The organism is Pseudomonas sp. JBR1, from assembly GCF_028198185.1.
Lineage (GTDB): Bacteria > Pseudomonadota > Gammaproteobacteria > Pseudomonadales > Pseudomonadaceae > Chryseomonas > Chryseomonas oryzihabitans_E.
This window is the reverse complement of sequence record NZ_CP116340.1, coordinates 3,373,118-3,386,564: the sequence shown is the minus strand read 5'-3', so window position 1 is coordinate 3,386,564 and position 13,447 is coordinate 3,373,118. Positions and strand designations below refer to the sequence as shown.

The following is a 13,447-nucleotide window of genomic DNA, read 5'->3' as shown; positions in this document are numbered from 1 at the left end:
GGTTTTGTGGTTTTGGCTTCATCTCTATGCAAAGGAATTCAACATGAGCCGCACGCCCGATACCTGGATTCTCACCGCCCAGAGCCCGAGTCGCCTCGGCACCGTGGACGTGGTCACGCGCTATCTCTTCGAGCAGGGCTGCTATGTCACCCAGCACCACAGCTTCGATGATCGCGAAGCCCAGCGCTTCTTCATCCGGGTGGAATTCCAGGTGCCCGGCGATTTCAACGAGGGGCTGTTCCGCGTCGGCCTCGACCTGCGCTTCACCCCCTTCGACATGACCTTCGAGCTGACCCCGCCGGCCTATCGGGCCAAGGTCGCCATCATGGTCTCCAAGGCGGACCACTGCCTGAACGACCTGCTCTATCGCCAGCGCATCGGCCAGTTGCCCATGGACGTGGTGGCGGTGATCTCCAACCACCCCGACCTGGAGCCCCTGGCGGCCTGGCACGGCATTCCCTATCACCATTTCCCCCTGGATCCCCAGGACAAGCCGGCCCAGGAGGCCAAGGTCTGGCAGGTGCTGCAGGAAACGGGCGCCGAGCTGGTGATCCTCGCCCGCTACATGCAGGTGCTGTCGCCCGAACTCTGCCGCCGCCTCGATGGCTGGGCGATCAACATCCACCACTCCCTGCTGCCGGGCTTCAAGGGCGCACGGCCCTATCACCAGGCCTACGCCAAGGGCGTCAAGCTGGTGGGCGCCACTGCGCACTACATCAACAACGACCTCGATGAGGGCCCCATCATCGCCCAGGGCGTCGAGTCCGTGGACCATGCCCACTATGCCGAGGACCTGGTGGCCCGCGGCCGTGACATCGAGTGCCTGACCCTGGCGCGCGGGGTGGGCTATCACCTGGAGCGCCGCGTCTTCCTCAATGCCGGGCGGACGGTGGTGCTCTAACCCTTCTCGCTATCCCTCCTGGCAGGCTGCGAGATCGCCAAGGCGTTCGCAGCCTGCCTGTCCTGCGCCACCTCGATCATCTTTCCTATCAGCTCGGCAGCGCACCCATCAGGTGCTGCCCGGAGACGTTTGCGCGTCCTTTGGCCGTACCAGACGAACAGCGTCAGGCTGGGTGATGGCCGGGATAGAGAGGTAGCTATGGATGAGGAGAGGAGGCCGGGAAGGGAGCCTGGCTGGCTCTACCGGCGGAGGGAGCAGGAGGGCGGTGCGCACCCGCCTCCGCAGGGGGGAGGCGGGCGGCGGGGCAGGCGGTCAGCCCGCCTGGGACAGGGTGGAGCGCACGGCGGGCGGGGCGACGTCTTCGCCGGCCTTCTCCAGGTTCTTGCCCAGCAAGGCGTGGTAGAGCTCCTTGTCACCGAGGATGCCCACGGCACGGCCATCGGTCTCCAGTACCAGCTTGTGCCCGGTGTGGTAGCGGATCTCCAGGGCATCGCGCATACGGATGTCGGCCGGTGCCAGGGTCGGTTGGCGCTGCAGGCTGGTGACCGGCATACCCGGGGTCCAGCGTTGCAGGGCCAGGCTTTCGCCGCCACGGCGCAGGGCCTTGACCGTCTGGTTTTCCAGGGCCAGCCAGATGTCGTGGCTGCGCTCCAGGCAGATCTCGTTGCCTTCGCGACCGCACTTGTCCAGGCCACGCATCAGGCTATAGCCGCTGAGCACGTTGAGCGGATTGGTGTGGGCGACGAAGGTGCGTACGTATTCGTCCGCCGGATTGAGCACGATGTCCTCGGGGCGGCCGTGCTGGATGATGCGGCCGTCCTTCATGATGGCGATGTTGGTGCCGATCTTGAGGGCTTCGTCCAAATCATGACTGACGAAGACGATGGTCTTGTTGACCTTGGCCTGCAGCTGCAGCAATTCGTCCTGCAGCTGCTGGCGAATGAGCGGATCAAGGGCGGAGAAGGGTTCGTCCATCAGCAGGATGTCGGCATCCATGGCCAGGGCGCGGGCCAGGCCCACGCGCTGCTGCATGCCGCCGGAGAGGGAGTCGGGCTTCTTGTTGCGCCACTGGGTCAGGCCGACCAATTCCAGCTTCTCGTCGACCAGCTTCTTGCGCTCGGCAGCCGAGCGACCCTGCATCTCGAGACCGAAGCCGACGTTCTCGGCCACGGTCAGCCAGGGCATCAGGGCGAACTTCTGGAACACCATGGCGATGCGGGTGGTACGCATGTCCTTGAGTACCGCGGGCGAGCAGTTGGCGATGTCCACTTCGCTGCCTTTGTGCTCGATCAGCAGCTTGCCGCGACTCACGGTATTGAGGCCGTTGATGCAGCGCAGCAGGCTGGACTTGCCTGAGCCGGACAGGCCCATCAGCACGCAGATCTCGCCCTTCTGGACCTCCAGACAGGCGTCCTCGACGCCCAGCACCTGGCCGGTTTCCTGGAGGATATCGCTGCGGCCCTTGCCCTGGTCGAGCATTTCCAGGGCGCGCTTGTTCTGCTTGCCGAAGATGACGTCGACATGTTCGAAACGAATGGCGGTCATGACTTATTTAACCTCGCGTGGGGCGGGTTGCTTGCACACCCGGTCGAGCAGGATGGCGATCAGGACGATGGACAGTCCCGCCTCGAAGCCCAGGGCGATGTCCGCAGTGTTGAGGGCGTTCACCACTGGCTTGCCGAGGCCGTCGGCGCCTACCAGGGCAGCGATCACCACCATGGACAGCGACAGCATGATGCACTGGGTGATACCGGCCCCGATGCTGGGCATGGCATGGGGTAGTTCGATGCGGGTCAGCAGCTGCCAGCGCGAGCAGCCAAAGGCCTTGCCGGCGTCCATCAGCTCGGCGGGAACGTCCTGGATGCCCAGGCAGGTCAGGCGGATCGGCGCGGCCACGGCGAAGACCACCGTGGAGATCAGCCCGGGCACTACGCCCAGGCCGAACAGAGTCAGGGTCGGAATCAGATAGACGAAGGTGGGGACCGTCTGCATCAGGTCCAGGACCGGGCGCAGGCCGGTGTAGAACCAGGGTTTGTGCGCGGCGATGATGCCCAGTGGCACGCCGACGGCGATGCAGACCAGGGTGGCGAAGACCACCTGGGCCAGGGTTTCCATGGTTTCCTGCCAGTACCCCAGATTGAGGATCAGCAGCAGGGAGATGAGGGCGAAGATCACCAGGCCGATGCTGCGTTGCAGCAGATAGACGCCCACCGCCACCAGCGCAATGAAGGCCAGCGGGTTGAACCACATCAGGCCGGCGGTGAGGCCATGGATAAGGCCGGATAGCACATCGGAGATCTTGTCGAAGACGCTGGCGCCATGCAGCGTCAACCAGTCGATGAAGTCGGCGATCTGCTGACCGAGAGGGAGTTTGTGGTCTGTTATTAACATAACGGTGCCCGTCAGGTAGGAGTGGACAGGTCGAAGCACGAGAAACGCTGATTCGTGCTTCGGCTGTGGCAGTACCCGCCCGAAGTGGCGCGGGACAGTCGAATGTTATTGTTCCGTCAGGGTGCCAAGGCGGCTTTGGCCGCTTCTAGCGCAGGCTTGCCGTCGCGTGTGGTCACGCCGGCCAGCCACTGGTCGAGCACCTGCGGATGCGCCTTGAGCCACACCTTGGCGGCCGCGCTCGCGGATTGTTTTTCGTTGAGGACCTTGTCCATCAGCTGGTTTTCCATGTCCAGGGTAAAGGACAGGTTGGTCAGCAGCTTGCCCACGTTGGAGCATTCCTGGACGTAGCCCTTGCGCACGTTGGTGTAGATGGTGGCGCCGCCGTAGTTGGGGCCGAAGACGTCGTCGCCGCCCTGGAGGTAGGCCATCTTGAAGCGGGTGTTCATCGGATGGGGTTCCCAGCCGAGGAATACCACCCACTGCTTGCGTCGCTCGGCGCGCTGGATCTGCGACAGCATCCCGGCCTCGCTGGACTCCACCAGCTTGAACTTGCCCAGGTCGAAGGCATTCTTGTCGATCATGCCCTGGATCAGGCGGTTGCCGTCGTTGCCCGGCTCGATCCCGTAGATCTTGCCGTCGAACTTGTCGGCATTCTTGGCGATGTCGGCGAAGCTCTTGACCCCGGCGTCATAGACGTACTGGGGGACGGCCAGGGTGTACTTGGCGCCCTCCAGGTTGGCGCGTACGGTCTCGACGCTGCCATTGTCCGCATAGGGCTTGATGTCCGCTGCCATGCTCGGCATCCAGTTGCCGAGAAAGACGTCTATGTCCTTGTTTTGCAAAGACTTATAGGTGACCGGTACGGAGATCATGTTGGTCGTGGTCTGGTAGCCCAGGGCGTGCAGCACCTCGCTGGTCACGGCCGTGGTTACCGTGATGTCGGTCCAGCCGACATCCGCGAAGCGTACCTTGGCACAAGAGGCCGGCTCGGCTGCCTGAACAAAAAGTGGCGCCAGCAGGGCGGCACTCCAGAGCCAACGGGAACAACCTTTCATGGACACATCTCCTTGCGTTTGGTGGGGTACCTTTCGGTGCGCCCCACGTGTATTTATCTGTAACTCATCCCCCCAGGCGCGCCTACCGCCTGCGTCGCTACCAGTGTACGCGGCGTCGCAACCAGAAGCGGAAATGTCGTATCCAGCATGGGGTCCAGGGCGCTTTCGCGGCGGTCGCGGCAGAGCGCATCGGTTGGTCCGCCGGCTACGCGGGCTCGTGCGGTAAAACCCAGGCCAGAGGTGTTGGCGAGCGTTCCAAGGTGGATGGTCAGTGGGCCAGACTGGCCTTGATCGCCAGGTTGGCAGGAGTTCCGCCGCGGGTGACAACGCCCTTGAGCCAGGTTTCGAGCTGCTCGGGATTGCGCTGTAGCCAAAGGCGCGCGGCGCGGCGCGGGTTGTCCTTTTCGTTGAGCACCCTGTCCATCAGCTGGTTTTCCATGTCCAGGGAAAACACCAGGTTGCCCAGCAGCCGGGCGACATTGGGGCACTGCTGGGCATAGCCCTTGCGCACCACCGTGTAGACCGTGGCACCGCCCTGATGGGGACCGAAGTAGTCGTCACCGCCATCGAGATAGGCCAGCTTGTGCCGGATGTTCATCGGGTGCGGTTCCCAGCCGAGAAAGACGATCCACTGCCGGTCCAGCAGCTCTTTCATCCGCACCTGGGTCAGCATGCCCTGTTCGCTGGATTCGTCGAGGGTGAAGCCGCCCAGGCCGAAGGCGTCGTTGGCGATCATCTTCTTGAGCAGGGCATTGCCATCGTTGCCCGGCTCGATGCCGTAGAGGGTGTGGCCGAAGCGATCAGCGTAGCGGGCGATATCGGCGACGTTCTTCACCCCGGCGTCATAGACGTACTGGGGCACGGCCAGGGTGTAGCGAGCACCTTCCAGGTTGGCGTGCAGGCGTTCGAGCGTGCCGGCATCGATATAGGCCTGGCTGAGTTTGGTCTGGGCGGGCATCCAGTTGCCAAGGAAGACATCGGCCTCGTTCCTGGCCAGAGCTTCGTAGGTCTGCGGCAGGGAAAGTCGCAGCACCTCGGTCTCGTAACCCAGGGTGCTGAGCAGATAGCGGGTCATGGCGTTGGTGACATTGAGATCCGACCAGCCGACATCGGCCAGACGTACCTCATGGCAGCTTTCGGGTTCGCCCGCTGCCTGCGCAGCCGAGCACAGCAACAGACCGGACAGCCACAGCGCTTGGGAGATCTTCATCCTGGACTCCAACGGATCGCGACGGTGAGAGGCCTGACCGTTGCACGTACCGGTCCGTCTAGCCCGGGCTTTACTGGCTTTTCGCCATGTGTCACCAGAGGGGCGACAAACGGTCGATCGGCTGACCTACGACTGTGCCCACTGAGTCGCCATGCCACATTTTGGCGCGGGCCGGTTACGTCCTGGTGTTACCAATGGAATACATGTGGCGAAGTGCTACTGCCCAGAGGTCGGTCTCGGATCAGAAGGGTCGCAATTAAAAAACCTATCTAATCAAGGCTATTGGCTGCTGCTGAATGGGTTATTCGGCCCAGACAGCCTCGTCGTCACTGGGTTCACCTATTTTCGGCATGGGAATTGCGACATGACTTATGCGTCCGCGACACATTCTTCGTCCACAGTCGTCTGCCGCACCTCATTAGAGCCCAGAAAAGGGCCTTAGCCTGCGTGAAGGAGATTCAAACCATGTCGCCCATTCCCACCTCGTCACAGGCCCGTGCGATCCAGTCCATCGGCTTTCTGCTACTGGATAACTTCACGCTCATCTCCCTGGCTTCGGCCGTGGAGCCACTGCGCATGGCCAATCAGCTGTCAGGACGGGAACTCTATCGCTGGTGCACCCTGAGCCTGGATGGCCGTCCGGTGCGGGCGAGCGACGGCTTGCAGATCACCCCGGACAGCGCCGTGAGCGCCGCCCCGGCAATGGACATGGTGATCGTCTGTGGCGGCGTGGGTATCCAGCGCAGCGTGTCTCGCGAGCACTGCACCTGGTTGCAGAGCCAGGCGCGTCAGGGTCGCAAGCTGGGCGCGGTCTGTACTGGCAGCTGGGCCCTGGCCCGCGCCGGCCTGCTCGACGGTTACGATTGCAGCGTGCACTGGGAAACCCTGGCAGCGCTGCAGGAAGCCTATCCGCGCGTGGTGCTCAGCACCCGCCTGTTCACCATCGACCGCAACCGCTGCACCGCTTCGGGCGGCACGGCGCCGATGGACATGATGCTGCACCTGATCGGCCGCGAGCATGGCCGCGAGCTGTCGGCGGCGATTTCGGAAATGTTCATCTACGAGCGCATCCGCAACGAGCAGGATCACCAGCGCGTCCCGCTCAAGCACATGCTGGGCACCAACCAGCCCAAGCTGCAGGAGATCGTGGCGCTGATGGAGGCCAATCTCGAAGAGCCCATCGATCTCGACGAGCTGGCGGTCTATGTGGACGTGTCCCGACGCCAGCTGGAGCGTCTGTTCCAGAAGTACCTGCACTGCTCGCCGTCGCGCTACTACCTCAAGCTGCGCCTGATCCGCGCCCGGCAGCTGCTCAAGCAGACCACCCTGTCGATCATCGAGGTGGCCTCGGTGTGCGGCTTCGTCTCCACCCCGCACTTCTCCAAGTGCTACCGCGAGTACTTCGGCATCCCGCCGCGCGACGAGCGTCAGGGGCCGACCATCCAGCAGCCCATCGCGCTGATGCCGCTGTCCCAGGAGCTGTCGCTGATGCCCGCGTCCTCGGCACTGGCCGCCCTGAGCCAGGCCCAGGGCGAATCCACCTTTGCCAGCGTGCGGCTGTAAGCCGCCGCTTCACGCCGCCTAGCGACCGCTGGGCAGGCTGAGCAGCAACGCTGCCGTCTGCAGATCCGGCTGGCCGTCGAAACGGCCTGGCCGGTACTTCATCTGGAAGGCGCCGATGACATCGCGAGTGCCCTGGTCGAGCACGCCGGTGCGGGGTACCGCATAACCAACTCGTGCCAGTTGATCCTGGAACCAGGCCGGCGGCGGCAGCACGCCGCCCAGGCTGGCTTGGCGCTGGGCGACCATGTTCTGATCCGGCCAGTTGATCAGGCCCGCCGCGGCCAGACGAGCCCAGGGAAACAGCGGACCTGGATCCTGCTTGCGCCCCGGGGCGATATCGCTGTGCCCGACGATGGCGCGGCGATCCAGTCCATGGCGCTGTTCGATGTCCTTGAGCAGCGGAATCAGTGCCTTGATCTGGGCTTCGCTGAAGGGATACCACTGGCGTCCGGCGGGGGTGTCGCGAAAGCCCAGGTTGACCATCTCGATGCCGATGGAGGTGGAGTTGAGCCAGGTCCGCCCCTCCCATTCGCTGACGCCGGCGTGCCAGGCGCGGCGATTTTCGTCCACCAGGCGATAGATGGTGCCATCGGTGTCGATCAGGTAGTGGGCACTGACGCCGGCCTGGGTCAGCAGCTTGAGCGATTGCTGCGAGCCGGCCGCGGTGTAGTGCAGCACGATGTATTGCACCCGGCTGTCCTGGTCGCGAGCGGTGTAGTCGTCATTGATACGCGGACCGCTGGAGCAGCCGGCCAGGAGCAGGCCGCAGAGCAGCCAGGGAAGGAGCTTGAAGGGATTGCGCACGGTTACCTCGCGAACGGCGGAAGGGTCAGGCCACGTCCAGGCGATCGCGTCCGGCGCGCTTGGCGCGGTAGAGCGCCTGGTCGGCACGTTCGAATACGGTATCGGCATCCTCGCCTGGCGCAAAGGCGGCAAGACCGGCGGACAGGGTGACCACCACCCGTTCACCCTTGAAATGGAAGGGGCAGGCCGCGACCGCGGCGCGGAGTTGCTCGATCAGGGTGACCCCGCCGGCAAGGGGCGTGGCGCCCAGTAGCACGACGAACTCCTCGCCCCCGAAGCGGGCGATGAAGTCGGTCTTGCGCAGGCGGCGTTGCAATTCGTTGGCGATGATCTTGAGCACCTTGTCGCCAGCCAGGTGGCCGTAGCCGTCGTTGATGCGCTTGAACAGATCGACGTCGAGCACGGCCATGAGCAGGTCGCCGCCATGGCGTTGCCAGCGGGCTACCTCCAGGTCCAGGCGCTCGCTCCAGGCGGCGCGGTTGGGCAGCCCCGTGAGCGGGTCGCAGAGGGCCTTCAGCCGCTGTTCTTCCAGGTGGCCGCGATACTGCTTGGCTTCGCGTTCCATGCCGGCGACGCGCTCGGTGAGGGCGCTGAGCTGGTCGCTGGCCTCCTGTTCACGGGTCTCGCGCTGGGTCTGCTGCTCGGCCAGGCTGGCCAGCAGGCCTTCCAGGCGACTGTCCAGAGACAGCTTGAGGCTGTCCAGGTTGGTGGCGTCCTGCACCTCGCTCTGCAGGTCGTTGACCTGACCGCGCAGGACTTCGCCAAAGGCGCGCTCCTGGGTCTGGCCGTCCTGACGCTGCTCGTGGACGTCCTGCAGGCCGCTCTGAAAGGCGGCGAGACGTTCGTTGAGGCGGCGCAGGTAGAGCTGGAATTCGCTCTGCCCGGAATGGTTGAGGGCCAGCACCAGCACCGACAGGTCGTCGAGCACCGGGACGAGTTCGTACCAGTTCAGGCTGCCCTGTATGCGCTGGCGCAGGTGTTCGGCCTGGGGCTTGTGGCTATCGGGCAGGGCCAGGTCATCGAGCAGCCGTAGCAGGGTGGCTTCCAGGTGCGGGGCGATGGCGCTGTAGCCCGGCTCGGGAGCGGGAGGCAGGGCATAGGCCGGATCAGCCGGGGCAGGCGAGGCCTCGGGAGCCGGTGATGGCGGATGATCGAGCGCTGACGAGGCCGGTTCGGACAGCTCCGCCGCTTCCTCCCGTGCAGGAGGTGGGATGGACTCCACGGGTTGCGCGGGCAGGGGGGCCGGCCCGTCCTCGGCTGTCTCACCGCGACTCCCCAGCAGGCGTTGCAAAAAGCCAGGGCGGGCGGGCTGCTCGGGGTGCAGCTGGCTCAGTGCCTGTTGCTGCAGACGGCTGAATTCGCCGAGCAGCGCGGGCAGCTCGCCCGGCTGGCCGGCAGCGGCCTGGGCGCGCTTGGCGAAACCCTTGAGCGCCTTGCGCTGCTCGCGGGGCAACTCCAGGGTCTGCAGCAGGCGACAGAGTTCGGCAAAGGCATCGGCCACCTGGCGTGCACGCAATTCCCGGCGCTGCTCGGAATCGAGTACGGTGCGCTCCAGGCGCGGGATCAGCTTGGCGAGATCGGCGTCGCTGTCGTCACGGCGGAGAATGTCGCGCAATTCGACCAGGCAGGCGTCCACCGCCACGTCGTTGCCTTCGGCGGCCAGGCTGCTGCGCACGAGACCGCGTCGCACCAGGTCCAGGCGGTTTTCCCACCGGCTTTCCAGGCGTTCGAGGTTCTCGAGGCTCTCCAGGTATTTGCTTTTCCAGCGTTCGACGTCTGCGCGCTCCATCCGCCCGCTCCAGAGGCTTGAGGGTGGCCAGCAGGCAGGCGCGACAAGGCGGCCAGCCCACTTGATAGTCGCTAGGGTATCGGCGGTTTCGGCGAAAGTTTGAGTAGGACGACCGGAGGCCGCTTGAGAGGGACGAGCTGAGGAGCCGCCGCCGCAGGACGCGGCGGCGGCGGGGTATTACTTGGCGGCGCGTTCTTTCTGGATCAGGAAGTCGGCGACCTTCAGGGTCTCGTCCGGACCACCCGAAGAGCCCAGGTCGAAGCGGTACTTGCCATTGACCACCATGGTCGGCACGCCGGTGATCTGATAGGCCATGGCCAGTTTCTTGTCTTTTTCCACCTGACCCTTCACGGCGAAGGAATTGTAGGTGCTGAGGAACTTGTCGCGATCCACGCCCTGGGTGGCGAGGAAGTCGGCCATCTCTTCGGGGGTGGCGAGCTTCTTGTGTTCCTTGTGGATGGCGGCGAAGACGGCGTCATGCACCTTGGCTTCCACGCCCATGGCTTCCAGGGTCACGAACAGCTGACCGTGGACGTTCCAGACGCCACCGAACATGGCCGGCACGCGCTTGAAGGTAACGTCGTCGGGCAGCTTCTTGGACCAGGCGTTGAGCGTGGGTTCGAAGGCGTAGCAGTGCGGGCAGCCGTACCAGAACAGCTCAACCACTTCGATCTTGCCGGGCTCGGACACCGGAACCGGACTGCTCAGTTCGGTGTACTGCTTGCCGGCCTGGATGTCGTCGGCATGGGCGGCCGCGCCGAACAGACTGGCGGCGGCGAACACGGCGGAGAAAAGCAGGTTGCGCATGGGACTACTCCTGGAAGAAGGCACGCCCACCAACCGGGCATGACGGATTGCGGGCATTGTAGCCGGGTGCATCGCCGCGCCTAGTCGCCAGAGCGGCCGAGGCCGGCCATGTTCAGGCTTCGTTCAGGTTGCCGGCGGGCAAGGCTCTCGTCCGGCGCATCCGATATACTGCTGGCTTTGCCGCGCGCTCGCGAGTACCCCCATGTCCAGCTTCAAGAATCCCATCGTCGGTCTGTGCCAGCAGGCGTCCTTTCTCATCAGCGCCGCCAAGGTCGATCAGTGCCCGTTCGACAGCGGCCTGGAAGTGGCCTTTGCCGGCCGCTCCAACGCCGGCAAGTCCAGCGCGCTCAACACCCTGACCCATGCCAACCTGGCGCGCACCTCCAAGACGCCGGGGCGCACCCAGCTGCTCAACTTCTTCAGCCTCGACGAGGAGCGGCGCCTGGTGGACCTGCCCGGCTATGGCTACGCCAAGGTACCGATCCCGCTCAAGCAGCACTGGCAGGAGCACCTGGAGGCCTATCTGAGCAGCCGCAATTCGCTCAGTGGCGTGGTGCTGATGATGGACATCCGCCATCCGCTGACCGAGTTCGACCGCCTGATGCTGGACTGGGCCCAGGCCAGCTCCATGCCGCTGCACATCCTGCTGACCAAGGCCGACAAGCTGGCCTTCGGCGCGCAAAAGAATGCCCTGCTCAAGGTGCAGCGCGAAATACGTCAGGGCTGGGGCGATACCGCCAGTATCCAGCTGTTCTCGGCGCCCAAGCGCCAGGGCGTGGAAGATGCGCAGCGGGTGCTGGCCGGCTGGCTGGGGCTCGACGAGCCCGTCGCCGAGGCATAAAAAAACTCCGGACTTCCATCGGGGGAGGGGAGAAGTCCGGAGTTCAAGACTGGACCGCCAAAGCAGGGGTCCAGCATCTGCCAACACTAAACAGCAAAGGAGCTGAACGGTTATCCGAACCGTTCAGCAATTCAGACGGGGCGCCTTGAGAAAGGTTCGCCCCACCCGGGAAGAAAGCCGGCGCCCTGACTAGCGGCCGCTGGCGAGTCCCAGGCCCTCGTCGACCCCCAGGTGTACGTTCATGCACTGAACGGCGGCACCGGCCGCGCCCTTGCCCAGGTTGTCGAGGCGCGCTACCAGCGTCATCCGCTCGGCATTGCCATAGACGAAAAGATCGGCGCGGTTGGTGTCGTTGCTGGCCTGGACGTCGAAGAAGCCATTGTCCAGTTCCTCCTCGGCCGCTACCGACGCCACGCGAATGAAGGCTTCGCCATCATAGTGCCGGGCCAGCGCCGCCTGCAGGTCGGCCGCCGTGGTGCCGGGACGCAACTGGCTGGCGTGCAGCGGGATAGTGACTGCCAGGCCCTTGAGGAAGGGCCCGACGATGGGGCTGAACACCGGCGCGGCGGCCAGGCCGCTCTGTACGCGCATTTCCGGCAGGTGCTTGTGGCCCTGGCCCATGGCATAGGGACGCGGGCTCTGCAGGCGTGCATCGCCGCCGGCTTCGTAGGCGGCGATCATCTGCTTGCCGCCGCCGCTGTAGCCGGTCAGGGAAAAGGCCGACAGCGGGGTTTCCGGGGCCAGCAGGCCGGCGTCCACCAGCGGGCGAGCCAGCAGGATGAAGGCGCTGGCGTGGCAGCCCGGGTTGGCGATGCGCTTGCTGGCGCGCAGCGCCTCGCGTTGTCCGGGGGCGAGTTCGGGCAGGCCGTAGGTCCAGCCGCTGTCGGTGCGGAAGGCGGTGCTGGCGTCGATGATGCAGGTGTTCGGATTGGTCACCAGGCTGACCGCTTCCCGGGAGGCGGCATCGGGCAGGCAGAGGAAGGCCACGTCGGCGGCATTGAGGAAGCGCGCACGCTCGGCCGGGTCCTTGCGCTTGCTCTCGTCGATGCGCAGCAGCTCGATATCCGAACGGCCGGTCAGATAGTCCAGCAGGCGCAGGCCGGTGGTGCCTTCCTGGCCGTCGACGAAAACTTTGAAGCTCATGGCGGTGCCTCTCGCGGATGGGCGCTGAAAGCATCGATTGTAGCGACTCGGGCACAGCAGGCATACGCCGGAGGTCAGGGTTACAGCCAGGGCCTGTCAGACCGGCGCAGCCGGACGCGCCAGCGTCCTCTCCCTGATTGATAGAGGTACAGATCCAGATTGGCAAGTTTTGTACGGATACAGTGTTCCATAGCTGTAAGTGGTCTGCTTTGCCTGTGGCGGCGAAGCTGGAGTCTTCCTGCCACTACACCGGAATGCGCCATGGATCCCCTGACCTTCGGTTCTGCCCCAATGCGGTCTTTGGCCTGCTGTCGCGGCTTTCGCCGACTGTTGCAGCTCTTCGCCCGCTGGCGGCGACGATCGATCGGCCGTCGCCAACTGCAGCGGCTGGATCCCCGAGCGCTGGGCGATCTGGGCTTGAACCTGGCCGATCAGTATCGGGAAGGAAGCAAGTCCTTCTGGCAGGAGTGAAATTATGCGGCGAGGTGAGACTTCCGCCGGCTGGCAGTAGTCTCACTCAGGCATATCCAGACGGGAGCCACCCATGAAAACCTTGCACCTGAGCGCCGCTGCGGCGCTGTTCTGCCTGTCCACCGCCGCGTCGGCGTCGAGCTTCTATGTCACCACCGACATCATCGTCAACGCCATTGATGCGACCTCCGATACGACGTCGTCCATCACCGGGTCCTTCAAGAACGACAAGCTGGTGCTGGACGCCCGCGACGATGCGGCCAGCTTCGTCGGCAGCGCCGGTGACATCCGCGGTGTACGTCTGGAAGCGGCGCTGGACCACCTGCGCAGCCAGGCGCCAGAACTGCGTCAGGCCAGCGACGACCAGCTGGCTCAGGCGATCCTGGCGATCTAGACCGCAACACCACGAAATACCCCCTGCGCCGCCTGTCTGCTAGCCCGGAGCGGGGGGCTGCGTTAGCCTTGGCGACCA

At 64.7% G+C, this 13,447-nt stretch carries 13 protein-coding genes; 5 read left to right on the top strand and 8 right to left on the bottom strand.

Annotation, left to right across the window (positions count from 1 at the left end):
• Nucleotides 1-43 precede the first annotated feature (43 nt).
• Nucleotides 44-901, top strand: a complete 858-nt coding sequence (locus PJ259_RS15635; RefSeq protein WP_059316707.1) for a formyltetrahydrofolate deformylase — start codon at nt 44-46, stop codon at nt 899-901.
• A 312-nt stretch (nt 902-1,213) separates the two neighbouring features.
• On the opposite strand, the gene choV is transcribed toward PJ259_RS15635, so the two are convergent.
• From choV to choX, 4 genes are all read right to left on the bottom strand, one after another.
• The gene (gene choV, locus PJ259_RS15630; protein WP_059316706.1) at nt 1,214-2,446 is read right to left on the bottom strand and encodes a choline ABC transporter ATP-binding protein; all 1,233 of its coding nucleotides are present in this window, start codon (nt 2,444-2,446) and stop codon (nt 1,214-1,216) included.
• Between the two features lie 3 nt (nt 2,447-2,449).
• On the bottom strand, nt 2,450-3,292 hold the full coding sequence (gene choW / locus PJ259_RS15625; protein WP_059316705.1) for a choline ABC transporter permease subunit: 843 nt from the start codon (nt 3,290-3,292) through the stop codon (nt 2,450-2,452).
• A gap of 116 nt (nt 3,293-3,408) precedes the next feature.
• Nucleotides 3,409-4,347: a choline ABC transporter substrate-binding protein gene (locus tag PJ259_RS15620; RefSeq protein ID WP_059316704.1), complete on the bottom strand. Its 939-nt coding sequence runs from the start codon at nt 4,345-4,347 to the stop codon at nt 3,409-3,411.
• A gap of 268 nt (nt 4,348-4,615) precedes the next feature.
• Nucleotides 4,616-5,557 (bottom strand): choline ABC transporter substrate-binding protein, encoded by a 942-nt coding sequence (gene choX, locus PJ259_RS15615; RefSeq protein WP_271653420.1) that lies wholly within the window; start codon nt 5,555-5,557, stop codon nt 4,616-4,618.
• A gap of 465 nt (nt 5,558-6,022) precedes the next feature.
• On the opposite strand from choX, the gene PJ259_RS15610 reads away from it, so the two are divergent.
• Entirely contained in the window at nt 6,023-7,120 is a 1,098-nt protein-coding gene (locus tag PJ259_RS15610; protein ID WP_271653419.1) for a GlxA family transcriptional regulator, read from the top strand.
• 18 nt (nt 7,121-7,138) lie between these two features.
• Here PJ259_RS15610 and PJ259_RS15605 read toward each other — a convergent pair whose 3' ends face one another.
• From PJ259_RS15605 to PJ259_RS15595, 3 genes are all read right to left on the bottom strand, one after another.
• Nucleotides 7,139-7,924: an N-acetylmuramoyl-L-alanine amidase gene (locus tag PJ259_RS15605; protein ID WP_271653418.1), complete on the bottom strand. Its 786-nt coding sequence runs from the start codon at nt 7,922-7,924 to the stop codon at nt 7,139-7,141.
• A gap of 25 nt (nt 7,925-7,949) precedes the next feature.
• Nucleotides 7,950-9,713 (bottom strand): GGDEF domain-containing protein, encoded by a 1,764-nt coding sequence (locus PJ259_RS15600; RefSeq protein WP_271653417.1) that lies wholly within the window; start codon nt 9,711-9,713, stop codon nt 7,950-7,952.
• Between the two features lie 177 nt (nt 9,714-9,890).
• Nucleotides 9,891-10,520, bottom strand: a complete 630-nt coding sequence (locus PJ259_RS15595; protein ID WP_017639243.1) for a thiol:disulfide interchange protein DsbA/DsbL — start codon at nt 10,518-10,520, stop codon at nt 9,891-9,893.
• A gap of 202 nt (nt 10,521-10,722) precedes the next feature.
• On the opposite strand from PJ259_RS15595, the gene yihA reads away from it, so the two are divergent.
• Nucleotides 10,723-11,361 carry a ribosome biogenesis GTP-binding protein YihA/YsxC gene (yihA, locus tag PJ259_RS15590; protein WP_059316700.1) on the top strand — a complete coding sequence of 213 codons (639 nt, stop codon included), beginning with the start codon at nt 10,723-10,725 and terminating at the stop codon, nt 11,359-11,361.
• Between the two features lie 189 nt (nt 11,362-11,550).
• Here yihA and argC read toward each other — a convergent pair whose 3' ends face one another.
• A complete protein-coding gene (gene argC / locus PJ259_RS15585) occupies nt 11,551-12,504 on the bottom strand; it encodes an N-acetyl-gamma-glutamyl-phosphate reductase (RefSeq protein ID WP_059316699.1) in 954 nt (317 codons plus the stop codon).
• A gap of 261 nt (nt 12,505-12,765) precedes the next feature.
• Here argC and PJ259_RS15580 point away from each other — a divergent pair, with 261 nt between their 5' ends.
• Together PJ259_RS15580 and PJ259_RS15575 are read left to right on the top strand one after the other, a co-directional pair.
• Nucleotides 12,766-12,975 (top strand): DUF1127 domain-containing protein, encoded by a 210-nt coding sequence (locus PJ259_RS15580; RefSeq protein ID WP_271653416.1) that lies wholly within the window; start codon nt 12,766-12,768, stop codon nt 12,973-12,975.
• A 73-nt stretch (nt 12,976-13,048) separates the two neighbouring features.
• Nucleotides 13,049-13,369 carry a DUF2388 domain-containing protein gene (locus PJ259_RS15575; protein WP_271653415.1) on the top strand — a complete coding sequence of 107 codons (321 nt, stop codon included), beginning with the start codon at nt 13,049-13,051 and terminating at the stop codon, nt 13,367-13,369.
• Nucleotides 13,370-13,447 lie beyond the last annotated feature (78 nt).

Coding starts and splice junctions, on each gene's coding strand:
- PJ259_RS15635 (WP_059316707.1), top strand. CDS start 44: ATGAGCCGCACGCCCGATACCTGGATTCTCACCGCCCAGAGCCCGAGT.
- choV (WP_059316706.1), bottom strand. CDS start 2,446: ATGACCGCCATTCGTTTCGAACATGTCGACGTCATCTTCGGCAAGCAG.
- choW (WP_059316705.1), bottom strand. CDS start 3,292: ATGTTAATAACAGACCACAAACTCCCTCTCGGTCAGCAGATCGCCGAC.
- PJ259_RS15620 (WP_059316704.1), bottom strand. CDS start 4,347: ATGAAAGGTTGTTCCCGTTGGCTCTGGAGTGCCGCCCTGCTGGCGCCA.
- choX (WP_271653420.1), bottom strand. CDS start 5,557: ATGAAGATCTCCCAAGCGCTGTGGCTGTCCGGTCTGTTGCTGTGCTCG.
- PJ259_RS15610 (WP_271653419.1), top strand. CDS start 6,023: ATGTCGCCCATTCCCACCTCGTCACAGGCCCGTGCGATCCAGTCCATC.
- PJ259_RS15600 (WP_271653417.1), bottom strand. CDS start 9,713: ATGGAGCGCGCAGACGTCGAACGCTGGAAAAGCAAATACCTGGAGAGC.
- PJ259_RS15595 (WP_017639243.1), bottom strand. CDS start 10,520: ATGCGCAACCTGCTTTTCTCCGCCGTGTTCGCCGCCGCCAGTCTGTTC.
- yihA (WP_059316700.1), top strand. CDS start 10,723: ATGTCCAGCTTCAAGAATCCCATCGTCGGTCTGTGCCAGCAGGCGTCC.
- argC (WP_059316699.1), bottom strand. CDS start 12,504: ATGAGCTTCAAAGTTTTCGTCGACGGCCAGGAAGGCACCACCGGCCTG.
- PJ259_RS15580 (WP_271653416.1), top strand. CDS start 12,766: ATGGATCCCCTGACCTTCGGTTCTGCCCCAATGCGGTCTTTGGCCTGC.
- PJ259_RS15575 (WP_271653415.1), top strand. CDS start 13,049: ATGAAAACCTTGCACCTGAGCGCCGCTGCGGCGCTGTTCTGCCTGTCC.